This window comes from Lentzea sp. NPDC036949 (assembly GCF_055608075.1).
On the sequence record NZ_JBVJRA010000007.1, the window covers coordinates 140731 to 157291 of the forward strand.

14 protein-coding genes and 1 pseudogene are annotated in these 16561 nt (G+C 70.7%); 10 read left to right on the forward strand and 5 right to left on the reverse strand.

What is annotated here, in order from left to right; genetic code table 11:
* Positions 1–4: 4 nt before the first annotated feature.
* Positions 5–358, forward strand: a complete 354-nt coding sequence (locus tag ACZ7CD_RS21005; protein ID WP_360392301.1) for a DUF1304 domain-containing protein — start codon at positions 5–7, stop codon at positions 356–358.
* On the opposite strand, the gene ACZ7CD_RS21010 is transcribed toward ACZ7CD_RS21005, so the two are convergent.
* From ACZ7CD_RS21010 to pnuC, 3 genes are read right to left on the reverse strand one after another with little or no spacing between them, the layout of a single operon-like run.
* Positions 279–1637: a YibE/F family protein gene (locus ACZ7CD_RS21010; RefSeq protein WP_470379529.1), complete on the reverse strand. Its 1359-nt coding sequence runs from the start codon at positions 1635–1637 to the stop codon at positions 279–281. The genes ACZ7CD_RS21005 and ACZ7CD_RS21010 overlap by 80 nt on opposite strands.
* Before the next feature lie 28 nt (positions 1638–1665).
* Positions 1666–2727 (reverse strand): AAA family ATPase, encoded by a 1062-nt coding sequence (locus ACZ7CD_RS21015; RefSeq protein WP_470370902.1) that lies wholly within the window; start codon positions 2725–2727, stop codon positions 1666–1668.
* Complete coding sequence (gene pnuC / locus ACZ7CD_RS21020; protein ID WP_360392293.1) at positions 2724–3293, reverse strand: nicotinamide riboside transporter PnuC; 570 nt, start codon at positions 3291–3293, stop codon at positions 2724–2726. Before pnuC ends, ACZ7CD_RS21015 begins: the two co-directional genes overlap by 4 nt.
* A 26-nt stretch (positions 3294–3319) precedes the next feature.
* Between pnuC and ACZ7CD_RS21025 the strand changes: the two genes are divergently transcribed.
* Positions 3320–5314: an intein-containing Rv2578c family radical SAM protein gene (locus tag ACZ7CD_RS21025; RefSeq protein ID WP_470379530.1), complete on the forward strand. Its 1995-nt coding sequence runs from the start codon at positions 3320–3322 to the stop codon at positions 5312–5314.
* Between the two features lie 184 nt (positions 5315–5498).
* Here the strand turns inward: ACZ7CD_RS21025 and ACZ7CD_RS21030 are convergent, their stop codons facing one another.
* Positions 5499–5846 (reverse strand): nuclear transport factor 2 family protein, encoded by a 348-nt coding sequence (locus ACZ7CD_RS21030; RefSeq protein ID WP_360392288.1) that lies wholly within the window; start codon positions 5844–5846, stop codon positions 5499–5501.
* Between the two features lie 315 nt (positions 5847–6161).
* On the opposite strand from ACZ7CD_RS21030, the gene ACZ7CD_RS21035 reads away from it, so the two are divergent.
* The 8 genes and pseudogenes from ACZ7CD_RS21035 (at position 6162) to ACZ7CD_RS21070 (ending at position 15671) form a co-directional block, all read left to right on the forward strand.
* A complete protein-coding gene (locus ACZ7CD_RS21035) occupies positions 6162–6689 on the forward strand; it encodes a TetR/AcrR family transcriptional regulator (protein ID WP_458434350.1) in 528 nt (175 codons plus the stop codon).
* Complete coding sequence (locus ACZ7CD_RS21040; protein ID WP_360392282.1) at positions 6686–7420, forward strand: TIGR03084 family metal-binding protein; 735 nt, start codon at positions 6686–6688, stop codon at positions 7418–7420. The genes ACZ7CD_RS21035 and ACZ7CD_RS21040 overlap by 4 nt, the downstream gene beginning before the upstream one ends.
* A gap of 235 nt (positions 7421–7655) precedes the next feature.
* Positions 7656–9193 (forward strand): annotated as a pseudogene (locus ACZ7CD_RS21045) (acyclic terpene utilization AtuA family protein).
* Positions 9190–10302 (forward strand): acyl-CoA dehydrogenase family protein, encoded by a 1113-nt coding sequence (locus ACZ7CD_RS21050; RefSeq protein ID WP_470379531.1) that lies wholly within the window; start codon positions 9190–9192, stop codon positions 10300–10302. The pseudogene ACZ7CD_RS21045 and the gene ACZ7CD_RS21050 overlap by 4 nt, the downstream one beginning before the upstream one ends.
* The gene (locus ACZ7CD_RS21055; RefSeq protein WP_360392276.1) at positions 10302–11852 is read left to right on the forward strand and encodes an acyl-CoA carboxylase subunit beta; all 1551 of its coding nucleotides are present in this window, start codon (positions 10302–10304) and stop codon (positions 11850–11852) included. Before ACZ7CD_RS21050 ends, ACZ7CD_RS21055 begins: the two co-directional genes overlap by 1 nt.
* Positions 11853–11860: 8 nt before the next feature.
* Positions 11861–13693, forward strand: coding sequence for an acetyl/propionyl/methylcrotonyl-CoA carboxylase subunit alpha (locus tag ACZ7CD_RS21060; RefSeq protein ID WP_470379532.1), 1833 nt, complete (start codon positions 11861–11863; stop codon positions 13691–13693).
* Positions 13690–14829, forward strand: coding sequence for an acyl-CoA dehydrogenase family protein (locus ACZ7CD_RS21065; protein ID WP_470379533.1), 1140 nt, complete (start codon positions 13690–13692; stop codon positions 14827–14829). The genes ACZ7CD_RS21060 and ACZ7CD_RS21065 overlap by 4 nt, the downstream gene beginning before the upstream one ends.
* A gap of 14 nt (positions 14830–14843) precedes the next feature.
* Positions 14844–15671, forward strand: coding sequence for an alpha/beta fold hydrolase (locus ACZ7CD_RS21070; RefSeq protein ID WP_470379534.1), 828 nt, complete (start codon positions 14844–14846; stop codon positions 15669–15671).
* Here the strand turns inward: ACZ7CD_RS21070 and ACZ7CD_RS21075 are convergent.
* Positions 15599–16516: a hypothetical protein gene (locus ACZ7CD_RS21075; RefSeq protein ID WP_470379535.1), complete on the reverse strand. Its 918-nt coding sequence runs from the start codon at positions 16514–16516 to the stop codon at positions 15599–15601. The two genes, ACZ7CD_RS21070 and ACZ7CD_RS21075, sit on opposite strands and share 73 nt — an antisense overlap.
* Positions 16517–16561 lie beyond the last annotated feature (45 nt).

Sequence of the window (16561 nt, forward strand, 5' to 3'; positions counted from 1 at the left end):
GTAAGTGCAGGTTATCGCGAACATCTTGATGGCCCTCGTGGCGCTGATCCACATCTACATCGTGGTGCTGGAGATGTTCCTCTGGACAACACCGCGCGGCCGCAAGGCCTTCGGTCTCACGCCGGAGTTCGCCGAGGCGTCGAAGTCGCTCGCGGCGAACCAGGGCCTCTACAACGGCTTCCTGGCCGCCGGTCTCATCTACGCGCTCGTCCGGCAGGACTTCGGCGCGTCCGTGCTGTTCACCGTGTTCGTGATCGTCGCCGGCGTCTACGGCACGTTCACGGCGAGCCGGAAGATCTTCTTCGTGCAGGTGGTACCGGGCGTTCTGACGCTGCTCTTCGTGCTGCTCGCCCACTAGGGCGCACCCACGGCCCCTTGTCGGGGTCGTAGCCGTAGAGGTCGCCCTCGATCCGGGCGCGCGCGGGCCGCACCGCTCGTTCCGGAGCCGGTTCCGCCGCGGGCTTCGCGCGCTTCACGGTCCTGGGCTCCGGCCCCGGCTCCGGCTCGGGTTCGGGGTCCGGGGCCGCGGCGGGGGCGACCTCCTGGCGCACCGCGACGAGCGCGGCCAGCGCCGTCGTCACCGGCACCGCCGCGACCAGGCCGATGCTGCCGACGAGCGTCCGCACGATCTCCTGGGCGATCTGCTGCGCCGTGAGGATCTCGCCCATCGACCGCCCGGCCAGCGAGATCGCGAGCAGCAACGGCAGCGCCGCGCCCGCGTAGGCCATGACGAGCGTGTTCACGACCGACGACATGTGGTCGCGCCCGATCCGCGACCCGGCGGCGAACAGCTCGCGCCAGGTCAGCCGGTCGTTGGCGCGCCGCAGCTCCCACACCGCGCTGGTCTGCGTCACGGTCACGTCGTCGAGCACGCCCAGCGCGCCGATGATCGTGCCCGCGAGCAGCAGCCCGCGCGTGTCGATGTCGGTGCCCAGCACCGTGACGAGGTTGATCGTGTCCTCGTCGAGGCCGGTCAGCTGCGCCGCCCACGAGAACACCGCGCCCAGCACGCCGATCAGCACCAGGCTCACGAGCGTGCCGAGGACCGCCGTGGACGTTCTCGCGGAGACGCCGTGCGACAGGTACAGCACCACGAACATGATCAGCCCGGCGCCGACGACCGCCACCATCAGCGGGTTCTCGCCTGCCAGGATCGCCGGCAGCACGAACAGCACCAGCACCACGAAGCTCAGCAGCAGCGCACCGAGCGCCGCGAGCCCCTTCCACCGGCCCAGCAGCAGCACGGCGGCCGCGAACAGCACCGCCAGCAGCACGAGCGACCAGCCGCGCTGGAAGTCGACGATCTGGTACGACTCCGCCGCCTGCGGCTGACTGCCCGAATAGGACAGCACCACCTCGTCGCCGGTCTGGTAGCGCGGCGCACCCGCCCCGCGCAGGTTCGGGATCGTGACGCTCTGCCCGCTCGCGTCCCCGTCGGACATCCGCACGGTCACCGCGGTGCAGTTCTCCCCGCACACGCCGTCCTGCACGCCCGTGACGACCGCGTCCACCGGCTTCTGGTGCAGGCCGATCTGCGCGCCGGTGCGCTGTTCGTGTCCGAACGGGTAGAGCAGCAGGGCGCCGACCGCGGTCGCCAGCACCAACGGCACCAGCAGCCACGTCAGCAACGTCCGCACGCGCCGCGAGGCCGGTTCCGCCGAGTGACTATGCCCGTGACCGTGACCCACGCGTGACATCCTGCCGCATCAGCCGTTCGACCACCGTGACGGCCGTGGCGAACCGGTCCTCGGTCACCTTCAGCCACTCGACGCCGCGCTGCGCCAGCTCGCGTTCGAACACGCCCGTCATCCACTCCCGCAGGTGCTCGCCGTCGCGCCAGCCGTCCTGTTCGAACGGAACACCGACGTGGTCGGTCAGCAGGTACAGGTGCGGCCGGGTGCCCTGGTGGACCTCCGGCCGGAAACCGAGGTAGCGCTCTCCCCAGACGGTCGCGGCGAACGCGTCGTTGTCCGCGATCACCAGCGGCGCCGTCTCGGCCCGGATGCGGCGTTCCTGCTCGCGCGCCACGTCGTCGAAGTCGCCCAGCGTCCACACCAGATCGTCCACAGTGGCCGCAGGGTTGAACGCCCGTGCGGCGCTGAGCTTGTGCTCGGTGTGCTCGCGGCCGTACTCGGGCACCCAGGGCGCCCCGAAGTGTTCGGCCAGCTGCCTCGACAGGGTGGTCGTGCCGGTGCTCTCCGCGCCCAGGACGACGACGCGGCGGGCCAGGCCGCGCTGGGTGGCGGGGGAGAGGTGGTGCCAGTTGCCGAGCGGGTCCGCGCGCACCGCGGTGCCCGACACGGCGTGCGTGGTGCGGTCGAGGTCCACCAGGACGTGCTCGGCACCGAGCCGGCGCGCCAGCTCCTCGCCGTACTTCTCGCTGGAGAACACGACGTCGACCGGAGCCCCGCCGGGTTCCCCGTCGGCGATGGCGCGTCTGGCCAGCACCGCCTTGGTGAGCTCGACGTGCAGCGACCAGACGTGGTCGTCGTCGAAGTCCATGGGGTGGTCGTCCAGGTCGCCGACAACGCGTACACCGTCGGTATACCGGTGGTGTTCGGTCATCCACTCGACCCGGTGTGCGAGCGGTATGGCCTCTGTGGACGCCGCGAGCACCGTGACCGTGGTGCGCTCGCTGCGGGCCGCCGCCGTCTCGACCAGGTGGTGGTGGCCGTTGTGCGGTGGGTAGAACTTGCCCAGCACGAGGGCGTGGCGGAACTCCTTCACGCGGGCACCTCGCTCTTCAGGTCCTTCGACCAGCTCCGCAACCCCAGCACGCACAGCACCATGAACCCCACGTACAACACCGCCGTCAGGTACAGCTCCTTGTACGCGTACAGCGGCACGTAGACGACGTCGGCCGCGATCCACAGCCACCAGCTCTCGACCTTCTTGCGCGCCTGCCCCCAGGTGGCGAGCAACGACAGGACGGTCGTGACGGCGTCCCAGAACGGCACCGTCGACTGCGTGAAACTGATGAGAACCCAGTGCAGCAGAGCGGTTCCTGCGACTCCTGTGACTGCGAGGGCGATCCACTGGTTCATGGTCGTGCGGCTGACTTCCAACGTGCTGTGCCGCTCCCCGCCGCGCACCCACGCCCACCACCCGTAGACCGCCAGCGCCATGAAGACGACCTGCAGCCCGGAGTCCGCGTAGAGCCCGCTTCCCCAGAACAGCACCAAGAACGCGATGTTGTTGGCGATCCCGATGGGCCAGTTCCACGGGTTCTGGCGGGCGACCAGCCACACGCACAGTGCTCCGGTGACGAAGCCTGCAACCTCAATGGGTGACACGTGCTCTCCTTGACCGCTGTTCGAACATGTGTTCGAATCGAGGTGTGCGATGGGACGGGCAGAAACTCGAGGCAGAGCCGCAACAGGCACTACCGGGGCTACCGGGACTGGTGCGCAGCGTACGAACTCCTGAGTTCGCGGACGTGGTGTTCCACGAGGTCCGCGCCAAATCCGTGCTGAACGGGGTACCGGGTTCGTCGTTGCCCTTCTCGTGGACCGTCAACCCGTACCGGGGGTGTTCGCACGCTTGCACCTACTGCATGGCCGGTGACACGCCGATCCTCATGGCGGACGGGCGCACCAGGCCGTTGTCCGAGCTGCGCGAGGGCGACCAGATCTACGGCACCGAGCTCGTCGGCAACTACCGGCGCTACAAGCTCACGACCGTGCTGGCGCACTGGGAGACCGAGAAGGTCGCGTACCGCCTGACGCTGGAGGACGGCACGTCGGTCGTCGCCTCGGGCGACCACCGGTTCCTGACCGACCGCGGCTGGAAGCACGTGACCGGCGAGACCGCCGGCACCGGGCGCCGCCCGCACCTCACCACCGGCAACAAGCTCATGGGCACGGGGGCCTTCGTCGAGCAGCCCACCGTGACCGACGACTACCGCCGCGGCTACCTGCGCGGCATGGTCGAGGACGAGCACGAGTTCCGCATCCCCCTGGCCGACATCGAGGCCATGGACCGCACCCGCGAGTACCTCGACTACTTCGGTGTGCGAGAAGGGAGGGGATTTCTGCACCAGGTGCGCGAACTAGCGCACTGGCAGATAGCGCCGAACCCCGACTGGCTCAAGGGATTCCTCGCGGGTGCGTTCGACTACCTCGGCACCTGCTCGCGCAGCATCTTGCGCATGTCCACCCGCAACGCCACCGTCGTCGAGGCGATCTGCCTGGCGCTCAAGCACTTCCACTTCGACTTCGCGGTCGAGGAGCTGCGCCGCCGCCGCGGCGTGCGGGTCGTGCGCCTGCGCGGCGGCCTGCGCGAGAACCTGCGGTTCTTCCACCTCGTCGACCCGGCGATCACCCGCAAGCGCGACATCGACGGCGTCGCGATCAAGTCGCAGCAACCGCTCGGCGTCGTGGCCGTCGAGGAGGTCGGCGAGATGCCGCTCTACGACATCACCACCGGCACCGGTGACTTCATCGCCAACGGCGTCGTGTCGCACAACTGCTTCGCCCGCAAGACGCACTCCTACCTCGACCTCGACAGCGGCACCGACTTCGACAGCCAGCTGGTCGTGAAGGTCAACGCCCCCGAGGTGCTGTCCCGGCAGCTGCGGTCCCCGAAGTGGAAGCAGGAGCACGTCGCACTGGGCACCAACACCGACCCGTACCAGCGCGCGGAAGGCCGGTACGCCTTGATGCCAGGGATCATCGAGGCGCTGACCGCGTCCCGCACGCCCTTCTCGATCCTGACGAAGGGCACCCTCCTGGCCCGCGACCTCCCCCTGCTGGTCGCGGCATCGGAGGTGGTGCCGGTCGGCATCGGCGTGTCGCTCGCGTTGCTGGACCGCGACCTGCACCGGTCCCTCGAACCCGGCACGCCGACGCCGGCCGCGCGCCTCGACCTCGTGCGCAAGGTGCGGGAGGCCGGGCTGCCGTGCGGTGTGTTCGTGGCCCCGGTGCTGCCGGAGCTGACGGACTCGGTGGAACAGCTGGACTTCCTGCTGGAGCAGATCGCCGACGCCGGCGCCACCGGCGTGACCGTGCTGCCGCTGCACCTGCGTCCGGGCGCTCGCGAGTGGTTCGCGGCCTGGTTGCGGCGCGAACACCCGGACCTGATCGAGACGTACCGGCACCTGTACGGCAACGGGTCCTATGTGGACCGCGGCTACCGCAGGCGGCTGACCGCGCGCGTGACGCCGTTGATCGAGAAGCACGGCCTGGCGCCCCGCGGTCGTGCCGCGGACGCCGTCACCGGGGTGCCCGGTGACGACGACGGCGTGTGGCCCGACGGCAGCCTGCCGGTGGGTGTGCCGGTGCCGCGCGTGGACCAGGACCAGCTCACCCTGCTCTGATCCAGTTTTGACCTCTGTTTGACAGCTTTGTGGACGCACCCTCTTCCCCAGGGTGGTCCTCTCCTCGCTCCGGCTCAGGCCGGCTCGACCGTTCGGACGCCCCAAGGTTCCCGCAGATGTACTGCGTGGCGGGCGCCGATGTCGCCCGCCACGCCGTTCCCCCGACCGTTGCTCCGGCCGGTGGCTAGGCCCACCCGCCCTGGACCATGGTCTGGAACTTCCACTCGTCGCCGACCTTCACCAGCAGGTCGCCGTACCGCACCACGGCCCCGTTGATCGTGCCGTCGGTGATCACGAACACCAGGTTGTCGTTGATGAAGTGCGGCGTCCTGGTCGACTCCATCTGCACCTCACCGCCCCCGACCTGCGCGCCCATCTCCTGGATGAACCGCTCGCGGTCCCACGTCACCGCGGACCCGTCGGTGACCGTGTTGATGGGGAACAGGGCCATGTCGGCCATCTTCTCGACCTCACCCGCGACGGCGAGCGCGTCCCACCGCGTGAACCAGTCCTGCACCTCTTCGTACGACATACCGTACATTGTACGGACTGTTTCCGCGTTCGTCGAACGCCTCGCATTTCCGCTGCTCATGTGTGGTCTCGTCACTCCGACGGGTGAAGCTTGTCCGGATTCACGCCTGCGCCCGTCTTCTTCATGTCCGGATCTGCTCCCCGCCCTCCCCCGCAAGGAGGAAACGCGGGTGGGGGCGGCAGTTGTGGAAGAACGGAGGTGGGGTGAGGACATTTACAAGCAGGCTTGACTGTTTGTTTGTGGCCCGGAACACTCGGACCCGTGGAGACGAGGCAGCGGCAAGCCGACCGCACCCGCGAGACCAAGCGGAAGCTGATGGAGGCCACCGTCGAGTGCCTGGTCGAGCACGGCTGGTCCGGCACCACGACCACGGTGGTCGCCGAACGCGCCGGCGTGTCCCGCGGCGCCCAGCTGCACCACTTCCGCACCCGCGGCGAGCTGGTGGCGGCGGCGGTCGAGCACGTGGGCGCGGAAAGCGTCGAGGCGCTGAAGAGCCGGGCGGCCGTCGCCGAGAAGAGCACGCACGCGGTGGTGGAGCTGATCGCGGACTTCCACGCGAGCGACCTGTTCACCGCGGCCCTCGAACTGTGGGTGGCCGCGCGAACGGACCCCGAGCTGCGCGAGCAGGTGCTCCAGCTGCAGGCGCGGCTGGGCCGCGAGGTCTACGGCCTGGCACTGGAACTGCTCGACGCCGACGACACCAAGCCGGGCGTGAAGGACGCCGTGCAGGCAACCCTGGACCTGGTCCGCGGCCTGGCACTGGCGAACCAGCTCGGCGACGACACCAAACGGCGTGCCCACGTCGTGCGGTACTGGGCGAGGATGCTGGAGGAGCAGCTGTGATCACGGAACTGCTGGCCGACCTCGACGCCGAGTCGCGTGAGCTCGACGAGCTCGTGACGAGGCACGCGGACTGGACCACGCCGACACCGGCCGAGGGCTGGACCGTCGGCCACCAGATCGGCCATCTCATGTGGACGGACAAGGCCGCGGTCCTCGCGATCACGGACCCGGAGGCGTTCCAGGCGCAACCCCTGACCCCGGACATCGTCGACCGCACCGCGGCCGAGGCGGCGGCCCTGCCGGACCTGCTGGACCTGTGGCGCGACAGCCGCCGCGCACTGCGGGAGCACCTCGCCGCAGCCGGCGGCAAGATCGTGTGGTTCGGCCCGCCGATGAGCCCCGCCTCGATGGCGACCGCGCGGATCATGGAGACCTGGGCGCACGGCCAGGACGTGTTCGACGGCCTGGGCGTCACCCGCGAACCGACCGCGCGCATCCGGCACGTCTGCCACATCGGCGTGCGCACCATGGGCTTCGCCTTCCTGCTCAACGGCAAGGCCACCCCCGAGCAGGAGGTGCGCGTCGAGCTCGAAGGGCCGGGCGGCGAGGTGTGGACGTGGGGCCCGCAGGACGCGGAGAACCGGATCACGGGGCCGGCGCTGGACTTCGCGTTCCTGGTGACGCAGCGGCGCAACCGCGAGCAGCTGAAGATCGAGGCCGTCGGGCCGGTGGCGCAGGAGTGGGTGCCGATCGCGCAGGCGTTCGCCGGGCCGCCCGGAGGCGGGCGGTGAGCGCTGGGACGCGAGCGGGGACGGAGAACGCGGGCAAGTTGGCGGGTTCTGCGAACGCGGACGGGCGCGGGGCTGCGGGGCGTGTGGACGTGTGCGGGTCGGTGAGACCGGCGGGCGCGCACGGGCGCAGGTCGCACGATCTCGGCAACGCGAGCGGGCTCAGCAACGCGAGCGGGTGCGGCAACACAAGGCGGCGCGGCAACGCACAAAGTCAAGCCCCCCAGGCGGCCACCCGGTGATCCGCATCGGCAACGCCTCCGGTTTCTACGGCGACCGCCTGTCCGCGGTCCGCGAACAGCTGGAAGGCGGCCACCTCGACGTCCTGACCGGCGACTACCTCGCCGAGCTCACCATGCTGATCCTCGGCCGCGACCGCATGAAGAACGCGGAGCTGGGGTACACCAAGACGTTCCTGCGGCAGATGGAGGACTGCCTGGCGCTCGCCCTCGACCGGGGTGTCAAGGTCGTCACCAACGCCGGCGGCCTGAACCCCGAAGGCTTGGCGCGCAAGCTCAAGGACCTCGCACCGGACACCAGGGTCGGGTACGTCACCGGCGACGACCTCAAGGACCGGTTCCCGGAGGCGTTGACCGCCAACGCCTACCTGGGTGCCTGGGAGGTCGCCGACTGCTTGACGCAGGGTGCGCAGGTCGTGGTCACCGGCCGGGTCACGGACGCGAGCCTCGTCGTGGGGCCGGCCGCGGCGCACTTCGGGTGGGGGCGCGGCGACTGGGACCGCCTCGCCGGCGCCACCGTCGCCGGGCACGTGCTGGAGTGCGGCACGCAGGCCACCGGCGGCAACTACTCGTTCTTCACCGAGATCGACGCGACGCACCCCGGCTTTCCCATCGCCGAGGTGCGCGAGGACGGCAGCAGCCTGATCACCAAGCACGACGGCACGGGCGGTGCGGTCACCGTGGACACCGTCACGGCCCAGCTGCTCTACGAGATCGGCGCACCGGAGTACCTCGGGCCGGACGTCACCACGCACTTCGACACCGTCCGGCTCCAGGAAACCCCGCGCGGTGTCGAGATCAGCGGCACCAGGGGCAGCCCTCCGCCGGACACGCTCAAGGTGTGCCTCAACACGCTCGGCGGGTTCCGCAACGGCACCACGTTCGTCCTCACCGGACTCGACGTCGAGCAGAAGGCGGAGCTGGTCAGGGAACAGCTGCACCGGCGGATCGGCGAGCAGGACCTCACCTGGACGCTGGCCAGGACCGACCGGCCCGACGCCGCCACCGAGGAGCAGGCCAGCGCGCTCCTGCACGTCGTGGTCAAGACCGCGGACCCGAAGCGGGCCAAGGCGTTCAGCCGGGCGGCGGTCGAGCTCGCGCTGGGCAGCTACCCCGGCTTCCACGTCACGGCGCCGCCGAGCGACGGCACGCCGTTCGGCGTCTACCGGGCCGCGTACGTGCACCGCGGCGAAGTCAGCCCGAAGGCGGTGATCCTGTGAAACGGCCACTGGGCACCATCGCCGGCGCCCGCAGCGGAGACAAGGGCGGCGACGCCAACATCGGTGTGTGGGTGCGCACGGAAGCGCAGTACGCGTGGCTGGCGGAAACGCTCACCGCGGACCGGCTCAAGGAGCTGCTGCCCGAGGCCGGTGCGGTCACGCGGTACGAGCTGGCGAACCTCAAGGCGCTCAACTTCGTGCTGCACGGTCTGCTCGGCGAGGGCGTGGCCAGCGGCACCCGGTTCGACCCGCAGGCCAAGGCCCTGGGCGAGTGGTTGCGCAGCAGGGAAGTCGAGATCCCGGAGGAGCTCCTGTGATCACGAAGGACCTGTACGAGCGGAAGGAGCTCAGGGAGCTCGTCCGCGACTTCACGCGCAAGGAGGTCGTGCCGCACCTCGACCGGTGGGAGCGCGACGGCGAGGTCCCGCGCGAGCTGCACCGCAAGGCGGCGGAGCTCGGCCTGCTCGGCATCGGGTTCGAGCACGGCGACCTGCTCGACTCGGTCGTGCTCACCGAGGAGATCATCCAGAACGGCGGCTCGTCGGGGTTGATGGCGGCGTTGTTCACGCTCGGCATCGCGATCCCGCACATCTGGCAGTCGCGCGACGAAGACCTGATCGAACGGTTCGCGCGGCCCGCCATCCGCGGCGAGAAGATCGGCAGCCTCGCCGTCACCGAACCCGGCGCCGGGTCGGACGTCGCCGCGATCACGACCCGCGCGGTCAGGGACGGTGACCACTACGTCGTCAACGGCGCCAAGACGTTCATCACCTCCGGGTGCCGCGCGGACTTCGTCACGACCGCCGTGCGCACCGGCGGCGAGGGCTACCAGGGCATCTCGCTGCTCGTGGTCGAGGACGGGTTCACCCGCCGCAGGCTCGACAAGATGGGCTGGCACTGCAGCGACACCGCCGAGCTGCACTTCGACGACGTGCGGGTACCGGTGGCGAACCTGGTCGGCGAGGAGAACCAGGGGTTCGCGCTGATCATGCAGCAGTTCCAGGTCGAACGCGTCACCATGGCGGTCGAGGCCTACGCCACGGCCCAGCGCGCCCTCGACCTCACCGTCGAATGGGTGCGCAACCGCACGACGTTCGGCAAACCGCTCATCAAGAACCAGGTGGTGCGGCACAAGCTCGCCCACATGGCGCAGGAGGTCGAGCTGGCGCGGACCTACACGCGCGAGGTCGCGGCCAGGGTCGACCGCGGCGAGGACTGCGTCACCGAGGTCTGCTTCGCGAAGAACGCCGCCGTCGACGCGTGCGCCGAGGTCGTCGACGAGGCCGTGCAGCTGCACGGCGGCATGGGCTACATGCGGGAGTCCGAAGTGGAGCGCCACTACCGGGACGCCCGCATCCTCGGCATCGGGGGAGGTGCGAGCGAGGTGATGACCGAGCTCGCGGCACGACGATTGGGGTTCGCCTGATGGGCAACAGGGAGGCGCTGCTCGCGAAGATCGCGCAGCTGGACGCCGAGCACGCCAAAGCGCTCGCCGGAGGTGGGCCGAAGTACGTCGAACGGCACCACCGGCGCGGCAAGCTCCTCGCACGCGAACGCGTCGAGCTGCTCCTCGACGAGGACAGCCCGTTCCTGGAGCTGTCACCGCTCGCGGCCTGGGGCACCGACTTCCCCGTCGGCGCGTCCGTGGTCACCGGCATCGGCCGGGTCGAGGGCGTCGAGTGCGTGGTCGTCGCCAACGACCCGACCGTGCGCGGCGGGTCCAGCAACCCGTACACGTTGCGCAAGAGCCTGCGGGCCAACGACATCGCACTGCAGAACCGGCTGCCGGTGGTCAGCCTCGTCGAGTCCGGCGGTGCCGACCTGCCGACGCAGAGCGAGATCTTCATCCCCGGCGGCCGGGCGTTCCGCGACCTCACCCGGCTGAGCGCGGCCGGAGTTCCCACGATCACCGCGGTCTTCGGCAACGCCACGGCCGGCGGCGCGTACGTGCCGGGCCTGTCCGACTACGTGATCATGGTCAAGGACCGCTCCAAGGTGTTCCTCGGCGGCCCGCCGCTGGTCAAGATGGCCACCGGGGAGGACGCGGACGACGAGTCGCTCGGCGGCGCCACCATGCACGGCACCACGTCCGGGCTCGCCGACTTCGTGGCCGAGGACGAGGTCGACGCGATCCGCCTCGCCCGCCGCGTCGTCGCCCGCCTCAACTGGCGCAAGCAGGGACCGGAACCGGCCGCCGTCGTCGAACCCCTGTACGACGCCGACAGCATCCTCGACCTCGTCTCCGAGGACCAGCGCGTCCCGTTCGACCCGCGCGAGGTCATCGCCCGGCTCGTCGACGGCTCGCAGTTCGACGAGTTCAAACCGCTGTACGGCACCAGCCTCGTCACCGGCTGGGCGCGCGTGCACGGCTACCCGGTCGGCATCCTCGCCAACGCCCGCGGCGTGCTCTTCAGCGAGGAGTCGCAGAAAGCCACCCAGTTCATCCAGCTCGCCAACCAGAGCGACACGCCGCTGGTCTTCCTGCAGAACACCACGGGCTACATGGTCGGCGCCCAGTACGAGCAGGGCGGCATCGTCAAGCACGGCTCGATGATGATCAACGCGGTGTCCAACAGCCGGGTCCCGCACCTCACCATCACCATGGGCGCCAGCTACGGCGCGGGCAACTACGGCATGTGCGGCCGCGCCTACGACCCGCGGTTCCTGTTCACCTGGCCCAACGCCAAGTCCGCCGTCATGGGCCCCGCCCAGCTCGCCGGCGTGCTGTCGATCGTGGGACGGCAGGCCGCGATCGCGAAGGGCCAGGAGTACGACGAGGAGCACGACGCCGCCATGCGCACCATGGTGGAAGCGCAGATCGAGGAGCAGTCCCTCGCACCGTTCCTGTCCGGCAAGCTCTACGACGACGGCGTGATCGACCCGCGCGACACCAGGACCGTGCTCGGCATCTGCCTCTCCGCTGTCCACAGCGGACCGATCAGGGGCGCCGACGGCTTCGGCGTCTTCCGGATGTGATGACCCCAGTGATCAAGACGCTCCTCATCGCCAACCGCGGCGAGATCGCCCGCCGCATCATCCGGACCTGCCGCGCCCACGGCATCCGCACCGTCGCGGTGTTCTCCGACCCCGACGCCGGCGCACCGCACGTGCGGGAGGCCGACCTCGCGGTCAACCTGCCCGGCGCGGCACCCGCCGACACCTACCTGCGGGCCGGCCTGCTCGTCGAGGCCGCGCTGAAGGCGGGCGCCGACGCCGTCCACCCCGGCTACGGCTTCCTCAGCGAGAACGCCGGCTTCGCACGCGAGGTCCAGCGGGCCGGTCTCATCTGGGTGGGCCCGGCACCGGACGCCATCGAGGCCATGGGCTCGAAGGTCGCCGCGAAGAAGCGCATGGCGGCCGCGGGCGTGCCCACGCTGCCCGAGCTCGACCCGGACACCGTCACCGAGTTCCCGGTGCTCATCAAGGCCTCGGCCGGTGGCGGCGGGCGCGGCATGCGGGTCGTGCGCGCGAGAGCGGAGTTCGCGGACGCGCTCGCCAGTGCGCGCCGCGAGGCCGAGTCGGCGTTCGGTGACCCCACCGTGTTCTGCGAACCGCTGCTCGAACACGCGCGCCACGTCGAGGTGCAGGTCCTCGCCGACACCCACGGCACCGTGTGGGCGCTCGGCGAACGCGAGTGCTCCATCCAGCGCCGCCACCAGAAGATCGTCGAGGAGTCCCCGAGCCCCGCGGTCGGCGACGACGTCCGCGAACGCCTGTTCGCCGCCGCCGTGGCCGCCGCCGAGTCGATCGGCTACGTCGGCGCGGGCACCGTCGAGTTCATGCTGAAGGGCGCCGACTTCCACTTCCTGGAGGTCAACACCCGGTTGCAGGTCGAGCACCCCGTCACCGAGCTGGTGCACGGCGTCGACCTGGTCGAGTGGCAGCTGCGCATCGCCGAGGGCGACCGGCTGCCCGAGCAGGCACCACCGCCGCGGGGGCACGCCATCGAGGTCCGCCTCTACGCCGAGGACCCCGCGCACGACTGGCGCCCCGCCAGCGGCACGCTGCACCGCTTCACCGTGCCCGGCGACGTCCGGCTCGACAGCGGCGTCGAGGACGGGTCGGTCGTCTCCGTGCACTACGACCCCATGCTGGCCAAGGTGATCGCGCACGCACCGACCCGCGCGGCCGCCGCCCGCAAGCTCGCGGCGGCGCTGGAGAACGCGCAGGTCCACGGCCTGGTCACGAACCGCGCGCTGCTCGTGAACGTCCTGCGGCACGACGCGTTCCTCGACGGCGACACGCACACCGGGTTCCTCACCGAGCACGACCTCACCAGAACCGTCGACCCGCACCCGTTCGCGCTCGCGGCGGCACTGGCGGGCGCGGCCACCCGCCGGATCGGCGCGCTGCCGCTGGGCTGGCGCAACGTTCGCTCGCAGCAGCCGAAGGCGAGGTTCCTCTTCGGCGACGAGCAGATCGAGGTCGAGTACGACCCGGCGCAGGCCACCGCGGACACCGTCACCCTCGACCTCGACGGCGTGCGCGTCCCGTTCCACGTCGCCCGGTACGGCGACACCGTCGAGGTCGACTCGCCGCGCGGGTCGGTGTCGCTGCGGGTCGTGCCGCGCTTCCCCGAACCCGAGACCGGGGTGGCCCCCGGTGCGACGGTCGCGCCGATGCCCGGCACGGTCGTCCGGGTGTCGGTGCGCCAGGGCGACCACGTGACCGCGGGGCAGGAGCTCCTGGTGCTGGAAGCCATGAAGATGGAACACCGGGTGCTCGCCGGCACCGCGGGCACCGTCACCGAACTCCTCGTCGAACGGGCGCAGCAGGTCAACGCCGGAGACGTCCTGGCCGTAGTGGAGGAACAGTGAGCTTCGTCGAGTCGCAGGAGCGGACCGCGCTGCGCAGGGCGGTCGCCGAGCTGGGTGGCAAGTACGGCACCGAGTACTTCGTCGCCAAGGCCCGCGCGGGGGAGAAGACCACCGAGCTGTGGCAGGAGGCAGGCAAGCTCGGCTACCTCGGCGTGGCCGTGCCCGAGGAGTACGGCGGCGGTGGCGGTGGCATCGGCGACCTCGCCGCGGTGTGCGAGGAGCTGGCCGCCGCCGGGTGCCCGTTGCTGCTCATGGTGGTCTCGCCGGCGATCTGCGCCACGGTGATCGCCCGGTTCGGCACCGATGAGCAGAAGGCCAAGTGGCTGCCCGGTTTCGCCGACGGCACGCTCAAGATGGCGTTCGCCATCACCGAGCCCGACGCCGGGTCGAACGCGCACAAGCTGAAGACGAACGTCCGCCGCGACGGCGACGAGTGGGTCCTCAACGGCAGCAAGACCTACATCTCCGGCATCGACGAGGTCGACGCCGTCCTCGTGGTCTCCATCCAGGCCACCGGACCGGTGCTCGTGGTGGTGCCGGTGACCGCGGAGGGCTTCACCCACCACGAGATCGAGATGGACCTGCTGTCACCGGAGAAGCAGTTCACCCTCTTCTTCGACGACGTCCGGCTGCCCGCGGACGCCGTCGTCGGCGCACCGGACCAGGGCCTGCTCCAGGTCTTCGCCGGACTCAACCCCGAACGGATCATGGGCGCGAGCATGGCCACCGGCTCGGCCCGGCTCGCCATGCGCAAAGCCGTCACCTACGCCCGCCAGCGCCAGGTGTGGGAGACGCCGATCGGCGCGCACCAGGGCCTCTCCCACCCGCTCGCGAAGATCCACATCGAGATCGAGCTGGCCCGGCTCATGACCCAGAAGGCCGCCGCGCTCTACGACAGCGGCCACGACCGGGAGGCCGGTGAGACCGCGAACATGGCCAAGTACGCGGCGGGCGAAGCCGTGGCGGCAGCGGTGGACCAGGCGATCCAGACCCACGGTGGCAACGGCCTGACCGCCGAGTTCGGCCTCGCGTCGATGCTCGGCATGTCACGGCTCTCGCGGATCGCGCCGGTCTCGCGGGAGATGATCCTCAACTTCGTCGCGCAGAACTCGCTCAAGCTCCCGCGCTCCTACTGACAGACTGCGCCGTCATGGGGACCTTCACGACTTCAGACGGCATCACGCTCGCGTACCACCCGGCAGGCGGCACCGACCCGCTGGTCTGCCTGCCGGGTGGGCCGATGCAGCACTCCTCCTACCTCGGCGACCTCGGCGGGCTGCCGAACACGCTCGTCCTCGACCTGCGCGGCACCGGCGACTCGCAGGCCGCGCCCCCGCAGACCTACCGCGCCGACCGCCAGGTCGACGACGTGGAGGCGCTGCGCCGCCACCTCGGCCTCGACCGGCTCCGCCTGCTCGGCCACTCCGCGGGCGGCACCCTCGCGGTCCTCTACGCGCAGCGCTACCCGAGGCACGTCAAGCAGCTCGTCCTCGTCGCACCCAGCCCGCGGGTCGTCGGCCTCGACGTCACCGACGCCGACCGCCGCGAGGTCGCCGAGCAGCGCAGCGCGGAACCCTGGTTCGCCGAGGCGTTCGCCGCGTTCGAGGACATCTGGGCCGGCCGGCCGACGGCCGAGAACTTCGCGAAGATCGCGCCGTTCCACTACGGCCGCTGGGACGAAGAGGCACGCGCGCTCGACGCCCACCCGAGCAACGACGAGGGGGCCGCGCAGTTCTACGCCGAGGGCGCCCTCGACCCCGAGCAGACCCGCAAGGCGCTCGCAACCCTCGACGTGCCAACACTCCTCATCGCCGGCGAGCACGACGTCGCACTGCCACCGAAGTGTGCGCGCGCGTACGCGGACCTGTTCCCCAACGCCGAGCTGGTCGTGCAGCCCGGCGCCGGTCACTTCCCGTTCGCCGACGACCCCGCGGCGTTCTCCTCGGCCGTCACCGGCGCGGTCCAGCGCATCCCGTAGAGACCGGGCCCGAAGTCGAGCGCGGCGGCGTGCGCGTAGCCCCAGGCGTCCACCGGGGCCCGGCGCACGCCGCCGGACAGTTCCACGCCCGCCGGACCCGACGCGAACTGTTCGCACACGGCAGGTGTCGCGCCGACCGGGAATTTGATCTCCAGCACGTAGTCGTGCACCCGTTCGGCGAACCGCCGGAAATGCGTGTGCTCGGCCGTCGGACGTGGATAGACCAATTCGTACTCGATCGCGATGGACTCGTCGGCGCACAGCGGTTCGGGGAACAACAGCTCCGCGACGAGCACACCGCTCGTGCGTTCCCGCGCGGTCCGCCCGACCCGGCACGACCGGATCGCCGTCAGCGCCGGCTGCGCCGAACCCGTCTCCTGGCACAGCACCCACCGGTCCACGCCGGCCTTCGTCGCCTGCATGACCTGCCGGGACCGCACCCCGCGCACCCCGCCGCACGGCGCGACGTCGACCCGGTCCTGCTGCGCGGTCAGCACCAGCCCCGACCCGTCCCACGCCGCCCGCGGCGACACCTCCCGCCTGCGCGAACGACCCCGCGGCCGGGGCGGGCCCAGCAGCCGTGAGAGCGCTGTCCTGGGCAGCCCCAGCACGTCCTCCAGGTGCGCCAGCGCCCTCAGCGACTCCGGTCGCTCCGGACGGCGGCGGCCCGACTGCCAGTAGCTCAGCGCCGTCACGCTGATCGGCGCGCCGCGCACCCGCAACCGGTGCTGCAGGCGTTCGAGGCTGAGTCCCCGCACCTGGATCGCGACCCTCAGCGCGTCCGCGAACGGACCCGTCACCAACAGGTCGGCGAGCTCCTCGCGCGGTGGGTAGATCGTGAGCATCACCCCTCCGTTCCCGGAGTCAAGCACGAGAGGTTATCGGCAGCA